Source organism: Amycolatopsis sp. NPDC051128, from assembly GCF_040682715.1.
Taxonomy (GTDB): Bacteria; Actinomycetota; Actinomycetes; order Mycobacteriales; family Pseudonocardiaceae; genus Amycolatopsis.
Genome location: NZ_JBFBBN010000056.1, coordinates 31098 through 54194, shown reverse-complemented (window position 1 = coordinate 54194; position 23097 = coordinate 31098). Strand labels below are relative to the sequence as shown.

The window sequence follows — 23097 nt, the reverse complement described above, 5'->3', positions numbered from 1 at the left end:
CATGCGCAGAATGCGGGCATGCCCCTACCGCTGCAGCCGCCGCTGAAGCCGATGCTCGCCAAGCCCGCGAAGGCCATCCCGGACTCCGGCGGCCTGCTGTTCGAACCGAAGTGGGACGGCTTCCGCTGCATCGTCTTCCGTGACGTTCGAGGGCGCCGGCCTCGACGGCGTCATCGGCAAACCGCTGGACGAGCCGTACACCCCCGGCAAGCGCGTGATGCTCAAGTACAAGCACCTGCGCACCGCGGACTGCGTGCTGGCCGGGCTGCGCTGGCACGTCGACGGCGCCCCCGGCGAGCTCGTCGGCTCGTTCCTGCTCGGCCTGCACGACGAAAAGGGCGTGCTCCACCACGTCGGCACCGTCGGGTCGTTCCCCAAGGAACGCCGTCGCGAGCTGGCCGAAGAGCTGGCGCCGCTGATCACCGGCGGCGAGGACCACCCGTGGGGCGGCCTTGCCACCGGCGAGGCCCAGCGGATCCCCGGCGGCATCACCCGCTGGCGCGCCACCGAGCACGAATGGGTGCCGCTGCGGCCCGAGCGCGTCGTCGAGGTCGCTTACGAGAACACCGAAGGCGGCATGCCGTCGCGGTTCCGGCACAACGCGCGGTTCGTGCGGTGGCGGCCGGACCGCGAACCCGCGTCGTGCGGCTACGGCCAGCTCGAGGAGCCGGTCCGCTACGACCTCGACGCCGTGTTCCGCGGCCAGGTGGTGCGGACCCGCTAACCCTCGTCCCACACCGGCCGTGGAAAGCTCGGCGGTGCCCTTCCCTTGATCGACGTGAGGACCCCGCCCGTGCGCCGCCGCCGTTCCCGTCTCCTGGTCGCGCTGCTCGCCGTCGCCGCCGCCGCGGGCTGCGCCGCGGGGCCGTCGGTCCGCCCGGCGCTGGTCGAGAACGACGGCAAGACGACCGGCGGCGCCCCGGCCGGCACGCCGTCGGTGCCGCTGCCGCCGCTGGCCGAACCGCAGTCGCCGTCGCTGAAGTGGGCCGACTGCGACGACGACACCCGGCAGCGGATCGGCACCCCCGGCGTCCCGGACAGCCTCCACTTCACCTGCGCCCGCGTCACCGCGCCGCTCGACGCCCCCGGCGAGGCGCGGCGTTCGGTGGTCCGCCTGCTGGCGCTGAAGGTCGGCACCGGGCCGGTGCCGCTGGTCGTGGTCAACGACGTCGACGGCGAACCGGGCACGGTCCACGCCGCGCGGCTGGCCGCGACACTGCCGCCGGTGTTCCTGGAGAAGTTCTCGCTGATCGGCGTGGACCGGCGCGGCACCGGGCTTTCGGGCGCCGTCCAGTGCGTGCCGTCCGGCATCCGGCCCGGCCTCATCGACGCCGACCCGGCGCAGGGCGACCTCCAGGACGTGCTGGACGCCGCCCGCAAGGCCGGCCAGCAGTGCGCCATCGAGCTGGACGACTCCCAGACCGCGCTGGACAGCTGGCGCGGCGCGGGCGATCTCGACGAGCTGCGGAAGGCGCTGGGGATGGATCGGCTGAACGCGCTCGGCCGCGGCGACGGCTCGAAGGTGCTGGCCGAGTACGCCGTGCGCTTCCCCGGCCAGGTCGGACGCATGGTGCTCGACGGCGTCCCCGACCCGGGCGCGGACACCGCCGCGGTGCTCGACGCGGTCGCCGCCGGCGCCCAGTCCACCCTGGACGCCTTCGCCACGGACTGCGCGGCCCGCGGCTGTTCGCTCGGCGACCCGAAAGCGGCGCTGACGGCGCTGACGGACCAGCTGCGCCGCACCCCGCCGTCGACCGGCGACGGCGTCGTGTTCGGGCCGGGGATCGCGACGTTCGCCGTCTACTCGGGACTGGCGCAGCGCTCCCGGTGGCCGGAGCTGGCGGACGCGATCGCCGCGGCCCGCGCGGGGAACATCGGGCCGCTGGCCGGGTTCGCCGCGCCGGTGCTGCACGACACGCGCGCCCAGCCGTCCCGGATCGACGTCACGATCGCCACCCGCTGCAACGACAGCCAGACCCGGCTCTCGGCCGACCAGCTCGACCAGGTCGTGGCCGGAATGCGCGCCAAATACCCGCAGTTCGGCGCGGTCATCGCCCAGCAGCTGGCTTGGTGCGGCCCCTGGCCGGTGCGCACCGAGCCGCTGCCGGCGCCGGGCGCGCCGGGCGCACCGCCGATCCTGGTCGCGGCCACCGCGGCCGACCCGGTCACGCCCCAGCTGGGCAGCACTCGCGCGGCCGACCAGATGCCGTCCGCGGTGACCATCACCTGGCAGGGCGCGGGCCACGGCGCGGTCGGGGCCTCGCCGTGCGTCACCGACGCGGCCCGCGCGTTCCTGCTGGACGGCAAGATCCCCGCCGACGGCACCCTCTGCCCCGCGTAACCCGCGTGATCCGGCCCGGAACTCGCGTGATCAGAGCCGGAACTCGCGTGATTGAAGCCGTAACTCACGAGATCCGGCCCCAATCACGCGAGTTACGTGCTCAATCACGCGAGATCCGGGTTACTGGCGGTAGGACTCGACTTCGGAGATCGGGCGGGCTTCCGCCTCGTCCGGGTTCTCGTGGAACTCCGTTTTCGCGCGGCGCTGCCGGAGCAGGTCCCAGCACTGGTCGAGCTGCTGCTCGACCGCGGTGAGCCGGTCGCGGTCGCCGCCGTTCAGCCCCACGCCGACCGACCGCGACCGGAGCTCGTGCTCCTCCGCGATCAGCTCGTCGATCCGGCCCAGGATCTCGCCGTCGGCCATCGTGTCTCCTCCTCGTCGCCGGGTTGCGCTCGGGGAGACGCTACCCCGGCCCCGGGAATTCCCGCCGCCCTCGCTTCGTTGACCTGGGCATGAGCACCGTTGAGCTGACCGCCGAGAACTTCGACCAGACGCTAAACGACCACGAGTTCGTCCTGATCGACTTCTGGGCGAGCTGGTGCGGGCCGTGTCGCCAGTTCGCGCCGGTCTACGAAAAGGCGTCCGAGAAGCACGACGACATCGTGTTCGCGAGCGTCGACACCGAAGCGCAGCAGCAGCTCGCGGCCGCCTTCGACGTCCGCTCCATCCCGACGCTGGCCATCATCCGCGACAAGACGCTGATCTACGCCCAGCCCGGCGCGCTCCCCGAGCCCGCCCTCGAAGACCTCATCAAGCAGGCTCGTGAGGTCGACATGGCCGAGGTCAAGCGCAAGGCCGCCGAGGCAGAGGCCGAACAGGCCTGACCCCAAAGCCGTGACTGTCGCATTGAGGGACTTCAAGTCCCTCAATGCGACATTCACGGCTTTCAGGAGCGGGTGGCGAGCCCGCGCAGGAAGAACGCGAGGTTCGCCGGGCGCTCGGCCAGCCGGCGCATGAAGTAGCCGTACCACTCGTCGCCGTAGGGCACGTAGACGCGCATCCGCGAGCCCGACGCCGCGATCCGCGCCTGCTCCTCCGGCCGGATGCCGTAGAGCATCTGGAACTCGTGGTCATCGGCCGAGCGCTCGTTCTCGATCGCCAGCGCGCCGGCGATCTCGATCATCCGCGGGTCGTGCGACGCCACCATCGGATACCCCCGGCCCGCCATCAGGACGCGCAGGCAGCGGACGTACGACCGGTCCACTTCGGACTTCTCGGTGAAGGCCACCGAGTCCGGCTCGGCGTACGCGCCCTTGCACAGCCGCACCCGCGACCCGGGCCCGGCCAGCTCGCGGCAGTCCTGCTCGGTGCGCCGCAGGTAGGCCTGCAGCACCGCGCCCACCCACGGGTACTCGCCGCGCAGCTCGCGCAGGATGCCGAGCGTCGAGTCCGTGGTGGTGTGGTCCTCCATGTCCAGCGTCACGGTGGCGCCGACCGCCTCGGCCGCCGCGCAGATCTTCCGCGCGTTCTCCAGCGCGACGTCCTCGCCGTCCGACGGCAGGAACTGCCCGACGGCCGACAGCTTCACCGACACATCGGCACCGGAAGCGAGCCCTTCCGCCGCCAGCGCGGTCAGCACCGCCTCGTAGGCCCGGACGGTCGCCGACGCCTGTGCGGCGTCGGTGGTGTGCTCACCCAGGTGGTCGAGGGTGATCCGGCGCCCGTCCGCGGCCAGTTCCCCGGCCACGCGGACGGCGTCGGCGGTACCGGACCCGGCCACGAACCGGCGCACCACGGACCGCGTGGCGGGCACGGCTTCGACGAGCGCCCGGATCTTCCGGGACCGGGCGGCGGCGAGCAACGGGGTACGCAGCATGACGAACTCCCTCAGCCCTGGTGCGGATAACGGACGCTGGTCGGCGGGACGAAGGTCTCCTTGATGGAGCGGGGGCTCGTCCAGCGCTGCAGGTTGAAGATCGACCCCGCCTTGTCGTTGGTGCCCGAGGCCCGCGCCCCGCCGAACGGCTGCTGGCCGACGACGGCGCCGGTCGGCTTGTCGTTGACGTAGAAGTTGCCCGCGGCGAACTTCAGCCCCTCGGCCGCCTTCGCGACGGCGGTGCGGTCGTTCGCGATGATCGCGCCGGTCAGCGCGTACGCGGCCGTCTCGTCGACGAGCTTGAGCACGGCGTCGAAGTCGCCGTCTTCGTAGACGTGCACCGACAGGATCGGGCCGAAGTACTCGGTGGAGAAGATCTCGTGCTTCGGGTTGTCCGAGACGAGGATCGTCGGCTGGACGAAGAAGCCGTCGGTGTCGTCGGTGGTGCCGCCGGTCAGGACTTCCACCGACGCATCGGAAGCGACGCGGGCGAACAGCTCCGTGTGCTTGGTGAACGCGCGCCGGTCGATCACGGCGCCGCCGAAGTGCGACAGGTCGGTGACGTCGCCGTAGGACAGCGCCTCGGTCTCGGCGACGAGGCCGTCCTTCAGCTCGTTCCAGACGCTGCGCGGGACGTACGCGCGCGAAGCGGCGGAGCACTTCTGGCCCTGGTACTCGAAAGCGCCGCGGACCAGCGCCGTGCGCAGGACGTCGACGTCGGCCGACGCGTGCGCGAGCACGAAGTCCTTGCCACCGGTCTCGCCGACCAGTCGCGGGTAGCCGCGGTAGCCCGCGATGTTCGCGCCGACGGTGCCCCACAGGTGCTGGAACGTCGCGGTCGAGCCGGTGAAGTGGATGCCGGCCAGATCGCGGTGGGTGAGGGCGACCTCGGAGACGGCCTTGCCGTCGCCCGGCAGCAGGTTGATCACGCCCGGCGGCAGCCCGGCCTCTTCGAGCAGCCGCATGGTCAGGTGCGCGGCGAACGACTGCGTCGGCGACGGCTTCCACAGCACCGTGTTGCCCATCAGCGCGGGCGCGGTCGGCAGGTTGCCGGCGATCGCGGTGAAGTTGAACGGCGTGATCGCGTACACGAAGCCCTCGAGGGGCCGGTGCTCCATCCGGTTCCACACGCCCGGCGAGCTGACCGGCTGCTCGGCCAGCACGCGGCGGCCGAACTCGACGTTGAAGCGCCAGAAGTCGGCGAGCTCGCAGGCGGCGTCGATCTCGGCCTGGGTGGCGGTCTTGGACTGGCCGAGCATGGTGGCGGCGTTCAGGATGGCGCGCCACTTGCCGGTCAGCAGGTCGGCGGCGCGCAGCAGGATCGCCGCGCGGTCGTCGTAGGACAGCGCGCGCCACTCCGGCGCGGCCTTCGCGGCGGCCGCGATGGCGTCGGTGGCGTCCTGCTGGGTCGCGCTGCGGATGGTGCCGATGACGTGCCGGTGGTTGTGCGGCTGGACGACGTCGATCTTCTCGCCACCGCCCGGGCGCTGCTCGCCCCCGATGGTGACCGTGAGGTCGACGGGTTCCGCCTGGCCCAGCCGCTTCAGCGCACCCTCGAGCTCGGCGCGCTCGGCGCTGCCCGGCGCGTACGTCAGCACCGGCTCGTTCTTCGGGGCGGGGGTCTGGGTCACGGCGTCCACGGCGGCTCCTCTGCCTCTCCTGCAATGTCCGGATGCCCCGAACGGTAACTCCGGACACACTCCGGCGGCTTGTCCGAACAGCTAAAATCGCCCCTATGAGCTTGTCCGATCGGCTAACGCGAAGGTGACCACCGAGACGTCGTTGCGGCACGTGCTGGCGACGCTCGGCGAACCGCTGGTCGAGGTCGTGGTGGCGCCGCACGGCCTGGGCGTCCCGGTCACCGACGTCGTCATCCTCGACCCCGAAGACCCCCTCGAGGCCTCCCCCGGCGACCTGGTGCTGGTGATCGGCGCGCGCGGCCGGGCGGCGGCGCCCGCCATCCGCGCGGCCGGGCGCGGCGGCGCGGCCGCGGTGGCGGTCAAGGGCGCGACGGGCGCCGACGTCGCCGCCGACGCGGGCGTCGCGCTGCTCACCGTCGGCGCCGAAGCGCGCTGGGAGCAGGTGGAGTCGCTGGCCCGCGGGGTCGTCGAGGCGGCCCGCGCGGGCGGCGAGGCGGCCGGCGGCGAAGTGCTCGGCGACCTGTTCGCCATGGCCCAGACGATCGCGACGCTCACCGGCGGGCTGGTCAGCATCGAGGACACGGCCAACCGCGTGCTCGCGTATTCGCGGGCGGGCGACGAGGTCGACGAGCTGCGGCGGCTGTCGATCCTCGGCCGCGAAGGCCCGGAACGCTACCTCGCGATGCTCCGCGAATGGGGCGTCTACCAACGGCTTCGCGCGGGCGAAGGGATCGTGCGGATCGACGAGCGGCCCGAGCTCGGCATCCGGCGGCGGATCGCCGCGGGCATCCACGCCGGCAAGCAGCCGCTCGGCACGATCTGGGTCCAGGAAGGCGCGCAGCCGCTCACCGAACGGGCCGAACTGGCCCTGCTCGGCGCGAGCCGCACCCTGGCCCCGCGGTTGATCCGCGCCCGCACGCTGCCCAGCCCCGAGCTGCGGCTGCGGGAGGACCTCCTCGCCAGCCTCCTCGAAGGCCGGCTGGACGCGGAGTCCGTCGCGGACGACATCGGCGCCGATCCGGCGCGGCCGGCGCAGGTGCTGGCGTTTTCGCTGGAGCGCCCGGACAACCGGCAGCTGCGACGCGCCGAGCTGGTGCACCTCATCGCCGTGCACACGGCGGCCTACCGGCGCAGCGCGCTGGTGAGCGTGATCGGCGGCCGCGTCTACGCGCTGCTGCCCGACCTGCCCGAGCATTCCGACGCGGCCGTGCTGGCGCTGGCTCGCGAGATCGTGGGCGCCGCGCGGCGGCACCTGGACGTCCCGGTCCGGGCGGCGCTCGGCGGCGTCGTGCCGCGCCTGTCGGACGCGGCCGCCTCCCGCGGCGACGCCGACCGCGTCCTCGCGGCGATGGCGCGCGGGCACTGGCCCGCCGACGTCGCCTCGCTGGCCGACGTCCGCGCCGACGTGCTGCTGTCGGAGGTCTTGGCTTTCCTGGGCGGGCAGCCGCGCATCCGCGACCCTCGGCTGACGTCGCTCGTGGAGCACGACGCCGAGCACGGCCGCATCCTCGTCCCGGCGGTGCTGGCCTGGCTGGACGCGTTCGGCGACGTCCGGGCGGCGGCGCGGGCGCTGAACATCCACCCCAACACCGTGCGCTACCGCGTCCGGCGCGCCGGCGAAGTGTCCGGAGTGGACTTCGGCGACCCGGCGCAGCGCCTTCTTACTCAGCTGCAGCTGAAGCTCTGATCCTGCTAGCTTCGCCGGGTGGATCTCTTTTCCCGCACGTGGGCGGCGTTGCGCGCCGCGGTCGCTTCCCTTTCCGACGAAGACTTCGCGAAGCCGTCCGGCTGCCGGGGGTGGCTGGTCCGGGACCTGGTCTGCCACCTGGTCATCGACGCCCAGGACGTCCTGATCACGCTGGTGACCCCGGCTTCGGCCGAGCCGACGCACGACGCGATCACGTACTGGGCGGTCGCTTCGACGCCGCCGGCCGGGGATGACCCCCTCGACGCGCTGATCGTCCGGCTGGCCGCGGCGTACGAAGACCCGGCACTGCTGAAGTTCCACCTCGACGACGTCGGGGCCGCGGCCGGGCGCGCCGCCGACCTGGCCGACCCGGGAACGCGCGTCAGCACGCAGGACATGGTCCTCACCGCGGGCGACTACCTCTCCGCGTACGTGCTGGAGTGGACGTTGCACCACCTTGACCTGGTGGTTTCCTTGCCTGGCGCTGCTTCGCCGCCGGCGGAGGGGCTGGCTCGGACGCGCGCGATGCTGGAGAAGATCGCCGGGGCGGCGTTCCCGGAGTCGTTCTCCGACACCGACGTCCTCCTGGTCGCGACGGGCCGTCGGCCGCCGACGGAGGCCGAGACGGCGGAGCTGGGCGCGTTGGCCGCGCGGCTGCCGTTCGTGCTCGGATGAGCTACGCGGGCACGGGAAGCCGCCCCAGTTCCGCGAGCGCCGCGAACGAATCGAGGCGCGCGGACTGGTCGTAGGCGGCCGTCGTCACGAGGACTTCGTCGGCCGCCGCGGCCGAGACGAGCTTTCCCAGCCGGTCTTCCACTTCGGCGGGCGTGCCGGAGATCTGGCCGTCCAAGGTCTCTTCGAGCCGCCGTCGCTCGCGGTCGGTCATCGGCGACGCCAGGACCTCCCCGGGCGGCGCCAGCGGCGGGAAGACGCCGTGGGACCGCGAATACACCGTCGCCCAGGCCTCCGAGACGAGCAGCCGTCGCGCGTCCGCCGCCGAGTCCGCCACGGCGATCGCCGTCGACACCACGACGTATGGCTCCCGCGCCCACCCGGACGGCCGGAACCCGTTCCGGTAGCGCGTCACGGCTTCGGACAGCGCGCGTTCCCCGCGCACCGGCGCGATCACCAGCGGCAGCCCGAGTTCCGCGGCGAGGTCCGCGCCGGAGCCGGTGGCCAGCAGGAACGGCGGCACGCGCAGACCCTCGGCGGGGTAGGCGTGGACGCCCGGGTAGCCGTGCTCACCGGTGAAGAACCCGAGCAGTTCGCGCACCTGCGCGCCGAAGTCGTCGGCGGCGTCCTTGCCGTGCCCGAGCGCCGCGCGCACCCCACCGGTGAAGCCGACCGAACGGCCGAGTCCCATGTCGATCCGGCCGGGGTGAAGCGCTTCCAGGACGCCGAACTGTTCCGCGACGACCAGCGGCCGGTGGTTCGGCAGCATCACCCCGCCGGTGCCGACGCGGACGCGGACGCGGCTCGTCGCGCCCGCGACGGCGGCGGCGAGCACGGCCGGCGCGGACCCGGCGACCCCGGGGACGCTGTGGTGCGCGGACACCCAGAACCGGTGGTAGCCCAGCGCTTCGACGGCGGCGGCGAACGCGACGGTGTCCCGCAGCGCCCGCGCGGTTCCGCCGTCGCGCCGCACCGGTGAACGATCGAGTACGGAAAGCCTCACACGGGATGGAACGCGCGGCGGGCGACGGGATTCCCGTCAGGGGCGCCAGCGTTCGCTGTAGTCCGGATGGTCGGCGTAGGGCAGCCCCAGCAGGCGCAGCGTCAGACACCAGTTGGAGCCGGCCTCGTCGGCGGGCACGTGGCAGGTCTCACACCAGTATTCGCTGCCGTAGAGCGGAAAACCCGGGACCTTCTCCGACACCGTGGTGCGGTGGGCGAGCAGAAGCCGCCGGGTGGCCTCGATCTCGTTGATCATCTGGTTGACCACGTCGAGTTCGAGATCGGTCAGCCCGCGGATCCGCTGCTCCACGGCGACCTTCGTCTCGCCGCGGTTCATCGTCTCGCCGGCCTTCGCCTTGTTGACGGCCTGCATGATCAACGCCTGCCGCGCGCCGACGCGCGCGGCGAGGAAAGCGATCAGGTCGTCCACGAAAGCCTCCTCCTCGAACCGGCCCCCGGCCGTCTCCGGGGATTCGTCGATCCGGGAACGCACGTTACGCCGTCATCGACCTTGATCGTGACAACGAAGTCGGCTGTGCAACATTTGTGACCAGGAAGGCGACAGCGCGCGTCCGCATGATCACTCCGCGTTCTCGGGGCGGGCTTTGCTCGGCTGGACGCGCTTCGGTTCACCAGGCATTTTCGGATAGTCCGGCGGGTAAGGGAGCTCACCGAGACCGTGGTCACGCGCGTCGCGTTCGTACCATTCCAGTGCCGTCTCCAGGCCGAACGGCTCTTCGTCCATCCGCGCGTGGAGGTCGCCGTGCTCGGCGAGGAACGCCGGGACCGTCAGCACGTCGAAGTCGTCCGCGTCCACCTGGCCCAGCAGCTCCCACGTCAACGGCGTCGACACCGTCGCGCGCGGGGTGCCGCGGACCGACCAGCTGGAGGCGACCGTCCGGTCGCGGGCCGCCTGGTTGTAGTCGAGGAACACCCGGCCACCGCGTTCCTCCTTCCACCACGAGATCGTCGCCTTGTCCGGGATCCGCCGCCCGACCTCGCGGCCGAGGGCGATCACCGCGTGCCGGACCGCGACGAAGTCCCACTCCGGCCGGATCCGCACCAGCACGTGCACCCCGCGCCCGCCGGAGGTCTTCGGGTAGCCGGTCAGCCCCGCGTCCGCCAGCACCTCGCGGACCACCAGCGCGACCTCGACCGCGTCGGCGAACCCGGCCCGGTCCGGCGGGTCGACGTCGATGCGCAGCTCGTCCGGGTGGTCGACGTCGGGACGGCGCACCGGCCACGGATGGAAGTCGAACGTGCCCAGGTTGGCCGCCCAGGCGAACACGGCGGGCTCGGTCGGGCACACCTCGGCGGCCTTGCGACCCGACGGGAAGGTGATCTCGGCGGTTTCGACCCACTCCGGCGCGCCCTTCGGCACGCGCTTGGCGTAGAACCACTCGCCCTCGACGCCGTCGACGTAACGCTTCAGCGTGGTCGGCCGCTCGCCGATCGCGCGCAGCAGCGGCCCGCCGACGGCGATGTAGTGCTCGACGACCTGCCGCTTGGTGATGCCGCGCTCGGGGAAGTACACCTTGTCCGGGCTCGAGACGCGGACCGTGCGCCCGCCCACCTCGTATTCGACCGGGTCACCGTGCTTGGGCATGCGGCCACGCTAGCGGTGATCGCGCCACCCGGCCTCCGCGAGAACACCGGCGCTGTAGGCTGGCGTGGGTGTCCGGCCGCACCAAGCTGATCGTCGCGCTCGCCATGCTCGCCGCCTTCGCGGTGGCCGCGGTGCTGCTGCCGATCCCCGGTCCGGCCGAGCTGCGGGCCTGGGCGGCGGCCACCGGCCCCGCCACCCCGCTCGTGCTGTTCGTCGCGTACTCGCTGCTCACCGTGGCGCCGATCCCGCGGACGGTGTTCAACCTGGCCGCCGGCCTGCTCGTCGGCACCACAGCCGGGATCGCGATCGGCCTGGCCGCCACGACCATCGCGGCCGGCCTGTCCTTCGGGCTGGCCCGCCTGCTCGGCCGCGATCTGGTCACCCGGCACCTGCACCGCTCGGCCGTCAAGGCGGCCGACGACCGGCTCGCCGGCGGCGGCGTCCTCGCGATCACCTCGCTGCGCCTGATCCCGGTGGTGCCGTTCGCGCCGTTCAGCTACCTCTGCGGCGTGTCGTCCGTCCGGCCGGCCCCGTACCTGGCCGGTACGCTGCTCGGAAGCGTGCCCGGCACCGTCGCCGTGGTCGTCCTGGGTGACGCCTTGACCGGCGACACGCCGCCCGCGCTGCTCGTCTGCTATGGCCTGTTCGCGCTGGCCGGGACGATCGGGCTGGTCAGGGTGTTCCGGAAACGGGTACCGGCGGCACCGGTACCCGAACCGGAGCCCGCCGGACCGGCTGGCTGACGCGAACAGGACAGGGCCGACCGCTACACTCGATCGGGTGCGCGAAGCGGAAACGCGCTGAGCAGGGCCACCATCACCGGGAATTTCGTCAGGAGCAGTCGCCATCGACACCGGTCAGCTGATCGCGGGGCACTACCGCCTCGTCGAGCACATTGGTAGCGGTGCCATGGGAGTGGTGTGGCGCGCGACCGACGTGCGCCTCGAGCGCACCGTCGCGATCAAGCAGATCCTCCCCCAGCCGGGCGTCTCCGAGACCGAACGCGACAACATGCGCCAGCGCGCGATGCGCGAGGCGAAGAACGCGGCCCGGTTCCAGCACCCGAACGCGATCGTGGTGTTCGACATCGCCGAGCACAACGGCGACCCGTGCCTGGTGATGGAGTACCTGAACGGGCCCAGCCTCTCCACGATCCTCGCCGAGGAGGGCACGCTCCCGCTCGGCCGGGTCGCCCGGCTCGGCGAGCAGGTGGCCTCCGCGCTGGTGGCCGCGCATCGCGCGGGGATCGTGCACCGCGACGTCAAGCCGGGCAACATCCTCATCGACGAGACCGGCACCGCGAAGATCACCGACTTCGGTATCTCCCGCGCGGCCGGCGACATGACGCTGACGGCGACGGGCCTGATCGGCGGCACGCCCGCCTACCTGGCGCCCGAGCTGGCGCGCGGCGCCGACCCGGTGCCCAGCTCCGACGTCTTCGCCCTCGGCGCGACCCTCTACCAGGCGATCGAGGGCACCACGCCGTACGGCAACACCACGAACCAGCTCGCGCTGCTCTACGCGGCCGCGAACGGCCAGATCAACCCGCCGGTCCAGGCCGGGGCGGCGACCGCGCTGCTGATGAGCCTGCTGCGCAGCGAGCCGGCCGAGCGGCCGAGCATGGCCGAGGCCCGCGAGCGGCTGGCCGCGCTGGCCCGGACCGAGCCGGGCGGCATGACGGCGTCGCCGCCGCTGCTCTCCGGCGGCGCGGGCCGCCGTCCCGCCGCACCCGCCGACGGTGGCGAACGCCCGCCGTGGCAGCGGACCGACCAGTCCCCGCCGTCGTCACCGCCGGCGGGCACGCCGGTGGCCGCGGGCAAGGCGGCGTCGAACCCGCCGCGCCCGACCGCGGCGTTCACGCCGATGCGGTCCCCGGCCGCCCCGCCGAACACACCGCCCAGACCGATGCCCGCGGCCGCGCCGTCGGCCAGGGCGCCCCAGTACTCTTCGAACGCCCCGAAGCCGGACAACAAGCGCAAGTTCGCGCTGTTCGCCGGGGGCGGCGCCGCGCTCGTCGTGGTCGCGGTGATCGTGTTCCTGGTGCTGAACTCCGGTGGTGGTGGCAGCCCGGGCGGCACCACGAACGCGCAGTCGGCGGGCAACCAGCCGACCGCGGGCCAGAGCAGCACGCCCCAGACGACACGCTCGAGCAACTCGGCCGTGGCCGCCGATCTGGGCAAGACCAAGGCCGAAGGCAGGATCACCGCGATCGGGGCCGCCGGCCAGCAGCTGGTCGACTTCTTCAACGCCCCGGCCGCGAACTGGAACATGCTGACACCGGCCGCCCAAGCGGTCTACGGCGACGAACAGCAGTTCCAGCAGTACTGGGCGGACAACAAGAAGAACGTCGGCTCGTTCAACACCGCGCGCGCGGACGAGGGCGTGGCCGACGACGGCTCGGTGCAGATGTATCTCAACATCATGAACGGCCGTCACAAGTTCCGGATGGTGATCGTCGGCGGGCAGACGCTCATCGACGCGAACACCAAGATCGACTCCCTGTCCTCCGGCTCGGGCAACTGAGACGTAACGCGCCGCTGGTGGGCTGACGGGCGCGAATGGCCTACCGTGGAGGCATGGCCGACAACGGAGCTTCGCTGCCGGGCCAGAATCCTCGCTTCCACGAGGACCTGGTCGGCCTCGACCCGTACGACCCGGAGGCCCGCGCGTTCGCCGAGCACCTGGACCGGATCGAACGCTGCGGACCCAACTACACCATCGAGGCCGCCCTGGACGGCGTGGCCGACTTCGCCGATTCCAGCAACCGCCTCGGCGGGCTGCGGTACTGGGTGGCGGCCCTGATCGTGGTGCTCATCGTGCTCGGGGTGATCGTCGCCGCATGGGACATCGTGGTGCACGCCCTGGCGTGGCTCGCGGCGTAACGTGGAACGGGTGAAAGGTATGAAACCCGTTGTCGGCGCCACCCCGCGTGTCGTGAAGTCCGAGCAGGAATGGCGGGCGGAGCTGAGCCCGGAGGAGTACGCCGTGCTCCGCCAGGCCGGCACCGAACGGCCGTTCACCGGTGAGTACACCGACACCAAGTCCACCGGTGTCTACGCGTGCCGCGCGTGCGGTGCCGAGCTGTTCCGGAGCGACACGAAGTTCGAGAGCCACTGCGGCTGGCCGTCCTTCTACGACCCGGCCGACTCCGACGCCGTGCTGCTGCGCGAGGACCGGACTATGGGCATGAAGCGGATCGAGGTGCTGTGCGGCTCCTGCCACAGCCACCTCGGCCACGTCTTCGAGGGCGAGGGCTACCCGACCCCGACCGACCAGCGTTACTGCATCAACTCGATCTCGCTCAAACTGGTGCCCGAGTCGTAAAACCCTCAGCCTAAATCCTCCTTAAGGGGAGCAACCGCCGCCCTTCCTCGGACGTAATCTCCGCACACGGACGAGGGAGGGCGGACTAATGACCGACACCTGGGGCATTCCCGGACCGGTTTTCGCGGGCCTCTACCTGGGGCTCCTGCTTCTCACGGCGCTGTTCGCCGTCGTGCGCGCCGCGCTGCTGGCGCGGGGCGACGCCGGCGGCGCGCCCGAACGGGCCGAAGAACTCGCGCTGCTGACCGGCGGGCGCACGCGCGTCGGCGAGGTCGTCGTCGCCCGGCTGCTGGAACGGCAGATCGTCCGGATGGACGGCGCCGGCCGCCTGCACCGCGTCCGGGTCACGGCGCCGGACGACCTGGGCCAGGCCGCGCTGTCCCGGATCGGCCAAACCGACACCTCGGTCGACCGGGTCGCCGCCGAGGTGTGGCACCACCCGTCGGTGACGGACCTGGAGACCGGGCTGGTGGCTCGCGGCCTGCTCACCGACGTGCGGAAACTGCGTCTGACCTCGGTACTCACCGCGGTGACGTACTGGGCGCTGGCCGTCATCGGCGTGGTCCGGCTGATCGCCGGCTCGGCCACCGGGCACCCGGTCGGCTTCCTGGTGGGACTGCTGGTGCTGAACGCGGTGGCGGCCGTCTTCACCACGGTCCGGGCCGCGAAGGCGCCGCAGGTGAAGGCCACCGTCACCGGCCGGGCGGCCGCCGAAGAAGCGCGCCGCGCCGGGACTCTGGTGGCCGGTCCGGCCGGCGCCGTCGCGTCGGACGGCCTGGGCGGCCACCCCGACCAGGACGTCCGGCTGGCCGTCAGCCGCGCCACGCAGCAGCCGACGGTCCGCCACCACCGCTCCGCCCGCTCGCGCTGGACGGGCGCCGGGGGCGGCGCCGCGGTCGGCTACTACGGCGGCAGCTCCTGCAGCAGCGGCGGCGGCAGCTCGTGCGGCGGCGGGGGCGGCAGCTCGTGCGGCGGTGGGGGTGGCGGGGGTGGCGGGGGCTGCGGCGGTTGAAACGCCGACGCGACCAGTCACGTCTCACAGCTACGGTAACGCGACTCATGAGGGGAGGCGGGCGATGGGCGACCCGTGGGGCATCTCCGGACCGGATTTCGTGGTCTTCTATATCCCTCCCGGAGACGCTGGACGCGCTGCGCCGGCGCGGTCTGCCGGTGCTGCCCCACGCCGTCTCGCTGTCCCTCGGCGGGGCCGAGCCGCTCGACACCGGGCGCGTCCAGCACCTCGCGGAGGTCGCGCGGGCCCTGGACGCGCCGCTGGTCAGCGACCACGTGTGCTTCGTGCGCGCGGGCGGGCTCGACTCGGGGCACCTGATGCCGCTGCCCCGCACCCGGGAGGCCCTCGACGTGCTCGTGACCAACGTCCGGCTAGCGCAGTCCATTGTGGACGTCCCGTTCGCGCTGGAGAACATCGCCGCGGTGCTGGACTGGCCGGACGCCGAGCTCACCGAGGAGCAGTTCCTCACCGAGCTGACCGAACGCACGGACTGCCTGCTGATCATCGACGTCGCCAACCTCTACGCCAACGCCCGCAACATCGGCACCGACCCGGTGGCGTTCCTCGACGGCATCCCGTGGGAACGGCTGGCGTACGTGCACATGGCGGGCGGCGTCGAGCGCGACGGCGTCTACCACGACACGCACGCGCACCCGGTGCTGCCGGAGGTCCTGGACCTGCTGGCCGAGCTGCGCCGCCGGACCGACCCGCCGGGCGTGCTCCTCGAACGCGACGACGACTACCCGGCCGACGACGAGCTCGCGGCCGAGCTGGCGGCCCTGCGCGCGGCGGTGACGGCTTGAGCCGGGAACGGCTGGCCCGGCGGCAGGCAGAGCTGCTGCACGCGCTCCTGGCGGACGGCCCGGCTCCGGACGGCTTCGACCCTTCCCGGCTCCGGGTGGAGGCGAATGTCCTGCGCCGCAAGCACGGCCGGGTGCTGGCCTACCAGCGGCCGGAGCTGGCGGAGACGCTCGGCGAGCGGTTCGGGCCGCTGTTCACGGAGTTCAACGCGGAGCGGCCGAAGAAGGACACCGAGCGATCGGGGGCCTACGCGGACGCGTTCGTGACATGGCTGATCGAGGCCGGCCACCTGCCGAAGCCAAGGCGAGGGCTGCTGACTCGCCTCCGGCTCCGCTGACGACACTCTGCCCACAGCCCGGCCGAGATGTGGACAACCGAGCCTGACCTGCGGCTTTTCCGGCCTTTCGTCGGGCGTCCCCGATACACTGGACACGGGGACGCCCCCCTGGGAGGGCGGGGGTGCGTCAGGGCGTCCAGGTCGGTTTGTCGACTCCGGGCAGCCGGGTCCCGAAGTCCCAGTGCGGCTGCGCGCCCGGCAGCCCACCGGCCATCCGGACCCGCGTCAGCCGGCCGTACCCACTGTCCGCTTCCTCCATCAGGTCGCTGTAGTCGACAGCAGCCGAAGCAGGCTCCTTGCGCCCCAACGAATCCAGCCAGCGGCCCGTCCCCGCCAGTGACAGCCGGACCCGCCAGGTGCCGCCGTCGGTGACCTGGCGGCGCAACGCCGTCATGACCGCCGCCGCGGTGAGCCAGCCCGTGCCGTGGTCGAGGGCCTGGACCGGCAGCGGCGCGGGGTCACCATCGGCGCCCCAGGCGATGCCGTTCGCCATCTGGACCAGGCTGTCGAACCCGCGCCGCCGCGCCCACGGCCCCGCCCAGCCGTACGCGCTCAGGTCGGCGATCACCAACCCCGGCCGCAGCTCGGCCAGCTCCGAAGGGCCGAAGCCGATCCGCTCCAGCGCGCCCGGCCGGAACGACTGCACCAGCACGTCGGCCCGGCTGATCAGCTTCTTGAGCCGCGCGCGGCCGCCCTCGGTGTCCAGCGCGACGAACGCGGATCGCTTGCCCTGCCCAGTGTCCCGCACCAGCGCTTCGACGCGCGGCAGGTGCGCGGCCCCGACGTGCAGGACGTCGGCGCCGTGCGCGGCGAGCACCCGCCCGGCCACCGGCCCGGCGAGCACGTGCGTCAGCTCCAGGATCCGGACCCCGCCCAGCGGACGGTCCGAGTAGAACAACGTGCGCTTCGGCGCCGGCGCGACCGGCGCCAGGTCCACCAAAGGCAGCGAAGCCACCGCCTGGCCCTGCGGGTGCGCCGCCCAGTCCTCCGGCGAGCGCAGCTGGGCGGCCGCTCCCCCGGCGCTGACGACGGCGTGCTCGATCTCGCGCGCGGTTCGCCCGGCGACCGCCTTCGCGACCGCGGCGCGACTCCCGGGCACGCCGAGGCCCCAGCACACCGCCGATTCGTGCCGCGGGTAGTTGCAGTGCAGGCGCACCCAGCCGTCGGCCGCGCGGTAGTCGCCCGACAGCGGCGCCCAAACCGGCTCGGCGCCGGCGCCGTCGACCCGCAGCAGCTGTTCGCTGTGGAACGCCGCCGCCGCGTGCCGGGTGTCCGCCGTGACCACGCCGGGCTCGATCCCGCGCAGCTTCAGCATCTCCCCGGCCGCCAGCGTCGCCGCCGCGACCGAAGCCGTCGCGGCGGCCGCCACCCGGTACGGGCCGGGCAGCACGTCTTCGGCGCCGGTCAGCTCGACCGGTCCCGGCGTCTCCCCGGTGAGGGTGTGCCAGACGCCGTCCAGGATCTCGGGCACTACGGCAGCGCCGCGACGAGCTCGGCGGGCGGCACGCGGGTGCCGGTGTAGAACGGGATCTCTTCGCGCACGTGCAGGCGCGCTTCGGTGCCGCGCAGGTGACGCATCAGGTCGACGATCCGGTGCAGCTCGTCGGCCTCGAAGGCGAGGATCCACTCGTAGTCGCCCAGCGCGAACGACGCGACGGTGTTGGCGCGCACGTCCGGGTAGTCGCGGGCCTCCTTGCCGTGGTCGGCGAGCATCTTGCGGCGCTCGGCGTCCGGCAGCAGGTACCACTCGTAGGACCGCACGAACGGGTAGACGCAGATGTACTTGCGGGCCTCTTCGCCGGCCAGGAAGGCGGGGATGTGGCTCTTGTTGAACTCGGCGGGCCGGTGCAGCGCGGTCTGGCTCCAGACCGGCGTGGACGCGCGGCCGAGCGGCGTCCGGCGGAACCCGGCGTAGGCGGCCTGGACCTGCTCGATCTCCTCGGCGTGCCACCAGATCATGTAGTCGGCGTCGGCGCGTAGCGCGGCCAGGTCGTAGACACCGCGGACGACGACGCCCTTGGCCTCGAGCCCGTCGAGGTACTCCGTGGTCTCGCGGCCGGCGGTCCCGCGGTCCTCGCCCAGCCTGCCGGGTTCGATCCGGAAGACCGACCAGGTGGTGTAGCGGATGGTGTCGTTGAGCTCGTTGTAGTTGACCCGCGCCATGGCCCCATCCTGTCACCGCCTCGCCGCGGCCGCCGCCACGGGTCGGGTGACAGCACTCACGAAGAGAAGCAGGCGGCACTCACTCCGTCAGGTGCGCCGCGATCCGTTGCGCGGCGGCCTCCGCGGTCGCCACACAGGCGGGCAGGCCGACGCCGCGCAGGGCCGCCCCCGCGATCGCCAAGCCCGGCACCTCGGCCACCGCCTTCTCGATCCGCTCCACCCGCTCGAGGTGCCCGGCGCCGTACTGCGGCAGCCCGCCACCCCACCGCGTCACGAGCGTCTCCACCGGTGCCGCCGTCACGCCCGTCAGCCGGGCGAGGTCGTCGCGGACCACGCGGACCAGTTCGACGTCGTCGGCCTGCAGCGCGCCCAGCTCGCCGAACCGCCCGACCGAGCCGCGGACCAGTACCGGGCCCGTGCCGTAGTGCGCCCACTTGCGCGAAGAGAACGTGAACGCCTTCGCCGCGTACGGCTTCCCCGCGGAGTCCCGTTCACCCTGGCCGATCAGGATTCCCGAGGCGTCGGGCAGCCACGTGCCGGGCGGCAGCGCGAGCGCGACGACGGCCATCGACGCCAGCTCCACCTCGCCGAACGCCACCGAAGCCGCGGGGACGAGGCCGGCGAGCAGCCGGCGGGCCGAGGGCGCGGGCACCGCGAGCACCACCGCGTCGGCGTCCACCATGTTGTCCGCCGGGGCGTGCGCGGTCGGCGCCGCGCCGATCCGCAGCCGCCAGCCCGCGCCGTTCCGTTCGATGTCGCAGACCGGCAACCCGGTCCGCAGCTCGGCGCCGGACAGCTCGGCCAGCCGGTCGGCCACCGTGCCCAGGCCACCGCGCACCGTGCCGAACACCGGCGCCGTCCCCGGCGAAGCGGGCAGCTGGGCGGCGGCCGCCGCGGTCAGCGAACCCGCGCCCGCGGCCAGCGCCGCCGTGAGGCCGGGCATGGTCGCGCGCAGGCCGAGCCCGTCCGCTCCCCCGGCGTAGACGCCGCCGAGCAGCGGGTCGACCAGGCGGTCCACCAGCTCGTCCCCGAAGCGCTCGCGCAGCAGCGGCCCGAGCGGCAGGTCACCGCCCGGCAGCCGCAGCTCCGGCAGCGAAGGCTCGGCCTCGACGGCCCGGCGGCCCGCTTCCGACAGCACTCCGGCGACCGATTCCGCCGACGCCGGGACGCCCATCACCGTGCCCGGCGGCAGGCCGGTGACGGCGCCGCCGGCGTGGATCTTCGCGCGGGCCTTCGTCGGGTTCACGACGTCGAGCCCCAGCTCCCCGGCCAAGGCGAGCATCTCGGGGCGGCGGACGAGGAACGCCTCCGCGCCGACGTCGTAGGGCACGCCGGCCAGCTCGACCGTGCGCAGCTTCCCGCCGGGCGTCCGGGTCTTCTCGAACACGACGATCTCGCACGCGGCGCCGAGCAGCCGTCGCAGCCGGTACGCCGTGGTCAGTCCGGAAACGCCGCCGCCGACGACCGCGACGCGCTTCACAGCTCGTGCACCAGCCCGGCCACGCGGGTCAGCACGTCCGGGTCGACGCCCGGCAGCACGCCGTGGCCGAGGTTGAAGATGTGGCCGTCGGCCGCGCGGCCCTCTTCGACGATGCGGCGGACTTCGGCTTCGAGCACCGGCCACGACGCGTGCAGCAGCGCCGGGTCGAGGTTGCCCTGCACGACCGCGCGGCCGCCGAGGCGGCGCACAGCTTCGTCGAGGGGGATCCGCCAGTCGACGCCGACGACGTCGGCGCCCGCGTCGCGCATCGCGACGAGCAGCTCGCCGGTGCCGACGCCGAAGTGGATCCGCGGCACGCCGTAGGCGGCGACGCCGTCGAAGACCTTCGCCGAGTGCGGCAGGACGAACTCGCGGTAGTCCCGCTCGGACAGCGCGCCGGCCCAGGAGTCGAACAGCTGGACGGCGTCGACGCCGGCGTCCAGCTGCGCCCGCAGGAACGTCAGGGCGATGTCGGCCAGCCGGCCGGCCAGCTCGTGCCACAGCGCCGGCTCCGAGTGCATCAGCGCCTTGGTGTGCTCGTGGTTGCGGCTCGGGCCGCCTTCGATCAGGTAGCTGGCCAGCGTGAACGGCGCGCCGGCGAAGCCGATCAGCGGGGTTTGCCCGAGCCGTTCGACCAGCAGCCGGACGCCGTCGGCGACCGGCGAGACCTGCTCGGCGGCCAGCTCCGGCAGCGCTTTCACGGCGGCGAGGTCGCGCACCGGCTTCTCGACCACCGGGCCGGTGCCCGGGACGATGTCGATGTCGACCCCGGCGGCCTTGAGCGGCACCACGATGTCGCTGTACAGGATCGCCGCGTCGACCCCGTGCCGCCGGACCGGCTGCAGCGTGATCTCGGCGAGCATCTCGGGGTCGAAGCAGGAGTCGAGCATCGGCACGCCCTCGCGCAGCGCGCGGTACTCGGGCAGCGAGCGGCCGGCCTGGCGCATGAACCAGACCGGCGTGCGCGCCGGGCGGCCGCCGCGCGCGGCGACCAGGAAGGGGGCTTCGGGCAGCGCGCGGCGGCCCGGCGAGGGGGCCTGCGGTGGCTGGGGCGTGGTCGGAGACATCGTGGTCAATCGTGCCACGAGCCCGCCTGGGCCGTTCTCTCGGCGCGCCTGCGCCCGCAACAGGGCGTGCCCGCCCTAAGGTCGATGCGTGACCGCGATGACGCCAGTGCCCGAACTCTTCCGCGAAGCAGTCGCGGCGCTGCAGTCCGTCCGGCCCCGCCGTGAGGTGCTGCTGGAGCCCATGCGCCCGCCGCAGCGGCTCGCGCCGTGGTCGTACGCGGTCAGCTGTGAGGTGTCCGGGCCCGCCGACGTCCTGGCCTCGGGCCGGCTCGTCCTGCTGCACGACCCGGACGGCCAGGACGGCTGGGACGGCGTGCTGCGCCTCGTCATGTACGTGCGCGCGGAGCTGGACCGGGAACTGGCGACCGACCCGTTCCTGCCGGCGGTCGGCTGGTCGTGGCTCACCGACGCCCTGGAGACGTCCGGGGCGAACTGGAAGGCACTGGGCGGCACCGTGACCGAGACGTCGTCGGCCCGGTTCGGCGACATCTCCGGCCCGGCCCGCACCGACGACCTCGAAGTGCGCGCGTCGTGGACGCCCACCGACGCCGCCCTGCTGCCGCACGGGCAGGCCTTCTGCCAGGTCATGGCCAGCGTCGTCGGCCTCCCGCCGGTCGGCGTGACGCTCTTCGGGCAGCGCCAGGGCTCCTGAGCCGCCGCCGGCCGGGCGACCGTCGGCAACGAAACGGCAACGGCGCACCGCCGTCGCCCGTCGCCGGGCCGGCCACTTGTACGAATGTGAGCAAAATTCACGTCCACTGAACGCCGTCCAAGCCCTGAAACGGCCCAGGACGGCGGCAGGGCGCTCCCGGGCACCCGCACCCACCCCGGCGCCCGCGAGGTTCCCGAGGACGTTTCACGTCTCCCCGGAGCGCCCCCGTTAGTGACGTGAAGCCGTCACGCACCGCAACAAGATCAACTGGTCGTCGCGGGGCGGCCGGCCTCCGCGCAGGACACGGACAGTCACCGTGGCGGCCGCGAAGCGCCCGCGAAAGCCGCTCCACGAAGTTGACCATGTCCCGGACGGGGCCGCGTTCCGCGAGCCCCAGGCGGCCATCCGGCCCCTCGGCACTAGGCGCACCGGAAGCTGCACACCCCATCTGCACGGCCATTTGGACGCCGATAACTTCTTAGCATCGTGTTCGCTGGGCTATCCGTTAGCAACCGGCCGTGTAGTAGCCCGATCGTGTTACTACGAACCCACTGAGTGACTGTTCGTTTGAGATAGATACCCATTCGATCCCCCCGCAACGGCCTCAGGGCGGCTACAGTGCCTTCGACGACACCACTTTCGGTCTAAAGCTGGCGCGGCTGAACGGCCGAAGGTCCCGGTGCCGGTCGGGGGGCACGACCGACTCCAGGGAGGTAGTGACGTGGCTACCGTCGGCATTTCTCAGGCCGTCCGATCCACGCCAGCCGGCGCGTTGCCGGCGAGCATGGTTCCGCACCCGCGGGAAGAGCTCTTTTCCGTGTTGGTGGTCGATGACCACCCGCTGTTGAGGGAGGCAATCGCAGCAAGACTCGCACAGATGGGCGCGGGTACCGTTCACGAAGCCGCCACGGTGGCCGAAGCGAGGGCGCGAGCACAGGCCACTGGCCCGTGCGACCTGGCGATCCTCGATCTCGGACTGCCGGACGGCAGCGGCATCGAACTGGTTACGGAACTCCGTAGCCACGGGTGGCCGCGCGTGGTGGTCCTCGCATCCTCGGACGACCCGTACGCGGTCCGCTCGGCCTTCCAGGCCGGGGCCCAGGCGTACCTGCTGAAGTCCGCGTCGCCGGTCGTCGTGACCGATGGCGTGCGGCGTGTGCTCGAAGGCGGCGTGTACGCCGACCCGAGCGTGGCTCCGGTGCTGGCCACCGGAACCCGCGTCGCGGGCACCGACAACACTCCGCGCGAGCTGTCCGCTCGCGAGGTGGAGGTGCTCCAGCTGGTCGCCGACGGGCAGTCCAACAAGGAGATCGGCGAGGAGCTTTCGCTCTCCGCTCTCACTGTCAAGTCCCACCTGTCCCGGATCGGGCGCAAGCTCGGCACGGGCGACCGGGCTCAGATGGTGGCGCTGGCCATGCGTGCCGGCGTGATCCGCTGACACAAGCGAACAACCCTGCGGGGCGGGCGAACCAGGCGCGGTACGCCCGTCCCGTAGGG

Annotated in this window: 22 protein-coding genes and 2 pseudogenes; 14 read left to right on the top strand and 10 right to left on the bottom strand. The window is 72.9% G+C overall.

Features of this window, described 5'->3' with window-relative positions:
- Positions 1–18: 18 nt before the first annotated feature.
- Positions 19–724: pseudogene (locus AB0M82_RS38240) on the top strand (hypothetical protein).
- 69 nt (positions 725–793) lie between these two features.
- The gene (locus tag AB0M82_RS38235) at positions 794–2341 is read left to right on the top strand and encodes an alpha/beta hydrolase (protein ID WP_364733004.1); all 1548 of its coding nucleotides are present in this window, start codon (positions 794–796) and stop codon (positions 2339–2341) included.
- A 120-nt stretch (positions 2342–2461) separates the two neighbouring features.
- Here AB0M82_RS38235 and AB0M82_RS38230 read toward each other — a convergent pair whose 3' ends face one another.
- A complete protein-coding gene (locus AB0M82_RS38230; RefSeq protein WP_364732972.1) occupies positions 2462–2704 on the bottom strand; it encodes a DUF2630 family protein in 243 nt (80 codons plus the stop codon).
- 89 nt (positions 2705–2793) lie between these two features.
- On the opposite strand from AB0M82_RS38230, the gene AB0M82_RS38225 reads away from it, so the two are divergent.
- Positions 2794–3165 carry a thioredoxin family protein gene (locus tag AB0M82_RS38225; RefSeq protein WP_364732970.1) on the top strand — a complete coding sequence of 124 codons (372 nt, stop codon included), beginning with the start codon at positions 2794–2796 and terminating at the stop codon, positions 3163–3165.
- 62 nt (positions 3166–3227) lie between these two features.
- On the opposite strand, the gene AB0M82_RS38220 is transcribed toward AB0M82_RS38225, so the two are convergent.
- Together AB0M82_RS38220 and pruA are read right to left on the bottom strand one after the other, a co-directional pair.
- Positions 3228–4157, bottom strand: coding sequence for a proline dehydrogenase family protein (locus tag AB0M82_RS38220; RefSeq protein ID WP_364732967.1), 930 nt, complete (start codon positions 4155–4157; stop codon positions 3228–3230).
- An 11-nt stretch (positions 4158–4168) separates the two neighbouring features.
- Entirely contained in the window at positions 4169–5797 is a 1629-nt protein-coding gene (gene pruA, locus AB0M82_RS38215; protein WP_364732964.1) for an L-glutamate gamma-semialdehyde dehydrogenase, read from the bottom strand.
- Between the two features lie 124 nt (positions 5798–5921).
- On the opposite strand from pruA, the gene AB0M82_RS38210 reads away from it, so the two are divergent.
- Positions 5922–7484, top strand: coding sequence for a helix-turn-helix domain-containing protein (locus AB0M82_RS38210; protein WP_364732961.1), 1563 nt, complete (start codon positions 5922–5924; stop codon positions 7482–7484).
- Between the two features lie 18 nt (positions 7485–7502).
- Positions 7503–8159: a maleylpyruvate isomerase N-terminal domain-containing protein gene (locus AB0M82_RS38205; protein WP_364732959.1), complete on the top strand. Its 657-nt coding sequence runs from the start codon at positions 7503–7505 to the stop codon at positions 8157–8159.
- Between the two features lies 1 nt (position 8160).
- On the opposite strand, the gene AB0M82_RS38200 is transcribed toward AB0M82_RS38205, so the two are convergent.
- The 3 genes from AB0M82_RS38200 to AB0M82_RS38190 all read right to left on the bottom strand — a co-directional run bounded on the left by AB0M82_RS38200 (position 8161) and on the right by AB0M82_RS38190 (position 10764).
- Complete coding sequence (locus AB0M82_RS38200; protein WP_364732956.1) at positions 8161–9159, bottom strand: MsnO8 family LLM class oxidoreductase; 999 nt, start codon at positions 9157–9159, stop codon at positions 8161–8163.
- Between the two features lie 36 nt (positions 9160–9195).
- The gene (locus tag AB0M82_RS38195; protein WP_364732953.1) at positions 9196–9588 is read right to left on the bottom strand and encodes a DUF6221 family protein; all 393 of its coding nucleotides are present in this window, start codon (positions 9586–9588) and stop codon (positions 9196–9198) included.
- A gap of 150 nt (positions 9589–9738) precedes the next feature.
- Positions 9739–10764 (bottom strand): DNA polymerase domain-containing protein, encoded by a 1026-nt coding sequence (locus AB0M82_RS38190; RefSeq protein WP_364732951.1) that lies wholly within the window; start codon positions 10762–10764, stop codon positions 9739–9741.
- 68 nt (positions 10765–10832) lie between these two features.
- Between AB0M82_RS38190 and AB0M82_RS38185 the strand changes: the two genes are divergently transcribed.
- The 7 genes and pseudogenes from AB0M82_RS38185 to AB0M82_RS38155 all read left to right on the top strand — a co-directional run bounded on the left by AB0M82_RS38185 (position 10833) and on the right by AB0M82_RS38155 (position 16238).
- Entirely contained in the window at positions 10833–11507 is a 675-nt protein-coding gene (locus AB0M82_RS38185) for a TVP38/TMEM64 family protein (RefSeq protein ID WP_364732948.1), read from the top strand.
- 118 nt (positions 11508–11625) lie between these two features.
- Positions 11626–13287 carry a protein kinase gene (locus AB0M82_RS38180; RefSeq protein WP_364733002.1) on the top strand — a complete coding sequence of 554 codons (1662 nt, stop codon included), beginning with the start codon at positions 11626–11628 and terminating at the stop codon, positions 13285–13287.
- A gap of 53 nt (positions 13288–13340) precedes the next feature.
- Positions 13341–13646 (top strand): hypothetical protein, encoded by a 306-nt coding sequence (locus tag AB0M82_RS38175; RefSeq protein ID WP_364732946.1) that lies wholly within the window; start codon positions 13341–13343, stop codon positions 13644–13646.
- Positions 13647–13665: 19 nt separating this feature from the next.
- Positions 13666–14088, top strand: a complete 423-nt coding sequence (msrB, locus tag AB0M82_RS38170; RefSeq protein ID WP_364732944.1) for a peptide-methionine (R)-S-oxide reductase MsrB — start codon at positions 13666–13668, stop codon at positions 14086–14088.
- A gap of 88 nt (positions 14089–14176) precedes the next feature.
- Entirely contained in the window at positions 14177–15100 is a 924-nt protein-coding gene (locus AB0M82_RS38165) for a TIGR04222 domain-containing membrane protein (protein WP_364732942.1), read from the top strand.
- 116 nt (positions 15101–15216) lie between these two features.
- Positions 15217–15903: pseudogene (locus AB0M82_RS38160) on the top strand (DUF692 domain-containing protein); the annotation flags it as partial.
- Positions 15900–16238 (top strand): hypothetical protein, encoded by a 339-nt coding sequence (locus tag AB0M82_RS38155; RefSeq protein WP_364732939.1) that lies wholly within the window; start codon positions 15900–15902, stop codon positions 16236–16238. The pseudogene AB0M82_RS38160 and the gene AB0M82_RS38155, both read left to right, overlap by 4 nt.
- A 127-nt stretch (positions 16239–16365) precedes the next feature.
- On the opposite strand, the gene AB0M82_RS38150 is transcribed toward AB0M82_RS38155, so the two are convergent.
- The 4 genes from AB0M82_RS38150 to hemE form a co-directional block, all read right to left on the bottom strand.
- Positions 16366–17709 (bottom strand): CoA transferase, encoded by a 1344-nt coding sequence (locus AB0M82_RS38150; RefSeq protein ID WP_364732936.1) that lies wholly within the window; start codon positions 17707–17709, stop codon positions 16366–16368.
- Positions 17709–18401 (bottom strand): hydrogen peroxide-dependent heme synthase, encoded by a 693-nt coding sequence (gene hemQ / locus AB0M82_RS38145; protein WP_364732933.1) that lies wholly within the window; start codon positions 18399–18401, stop codon positions 17709–17711. The genes AB0M82_RS38150 and hemQ overlap by 1 nt, the downstream gene beginning before the upstream one ends.
- Positions 18402–18480: 79 nt before the next feature.
- Complete coding sequence (gene hemG, locus AB0M82_RS38140; protein WP_364732930.1) at positions 18481–19881, bottom strand: protoporphyrinogen oxidase; 1401 nt, start codon at positions 19879–19881, stop codon at positions 18481–18483.
- Positions 19878–20948: a uroporphyrinogen decarboxylase gene (gene hemE / locus AB0M82_RS38135; RefSeq protein WP_364732928.1), complete on the bottom strand. Its 1071-nt coding sequence runs from the start codon at positions 20946–20948 to the stop codon at positions 19878–19880. Before hemE ends, hemG begins: the two co-directional genes overlap by 4 nt.
- Positions 20949–21036: 88 nt before the next feature.
- On the opposite strand from hemE, the gene AB0M82_RS38130 reads away from it, so the two are divergent.
- Both AB0M82_RS38130 and AB0M82_RS38125 read left to right on the top strand, forming a co-directional pair.
- Positions 21037–21600, top strand: coding sequence for a DUF3000 domain-containing protein (locus tag AB0M82_RS38130; RefSeq protein WP_364732925.1), 564 nt, complete (start codon positions 21037–21039; stop codon positions 21598–21600).
- Between the two features lie 721 nt (positions 21601–22321).
- Positions 22322–23038, top strand: coding sequence for a response regulator transcription factor (locus AB0M82_RS38125; protein ID WP_033261886.1), 717 nt, complete (start codon positions 22322–22324; stop codon positions 23036–23038).
- The last annotated feature ends 59 nt before the right edge of the window (positions 23039–23097 follow it).

Bases quoted from the DNA above. Each gene is read 5' to 3' on its own strand.
- AB0M82_RS38230 (WP_364732972.1), bottom strand. From the start codon at position 2,704: ATGGCCGACGGCGAGATCCTGGGCCGGATCGACGAGCTGATCGCGGAG.
- AB0M82_RS38225 (WP_364732970.1), top strand. From the start codon at position 2,794: ATGAGCACCGTTGAGCTGACCGCCGAGAACTTCGACCAGACGCTAAAC.
- AB0M82_RS38220 (WP_364732967.1), bottom strand. From the start codon at position 4,157: ATGCTGCGTACCCCGTTGCTCGCCGCCGCCCGGTCCCGGAAGATCCGG.
- AB0M82_RS38190 (WP_364732951.1), bottom strand. From the start codon at position 10,764: ATGCCCAAGCACGGTGACCCGGTCGAATACGAGGTGGGCGGGCGCACG.
- AB0M82_RS38175 (WP_364732946.1), top strand. From the start codon at position 13,341: ATGGCCGACAACGGAGCTTCGCTGCCGGGCCAGAATCCTCGCTTCCAC.
- msrB (WP_364732944.1), top strand. From the start codon at position 13,666: ATGAAACCCGTTGTCGGCGCCACCCCGCGTGTCGTGAAGTCCGAGCAG.
- AB0M82_RS38165 (WP_364732942.1), top strand. From the start codon at position 14,177: ATGACCGACACCTGGGGCATTCCCGGACCGGTTTTCGCGGGCCTCTAC.
- hemQ (WP_364732933.1), bottom strand. From the start codon at position 18,401: ATGGCGCGGGTCAACTACAACGAGCTCAACGACACCATCCGCTACACC.
- hemE (WP_364732928.1), bottom strand. From the start codon at position 20,948: ATGTCTCCGACCACGCCCCAGCCACCGCAGGCCCCCTCGCCGGGCCGC.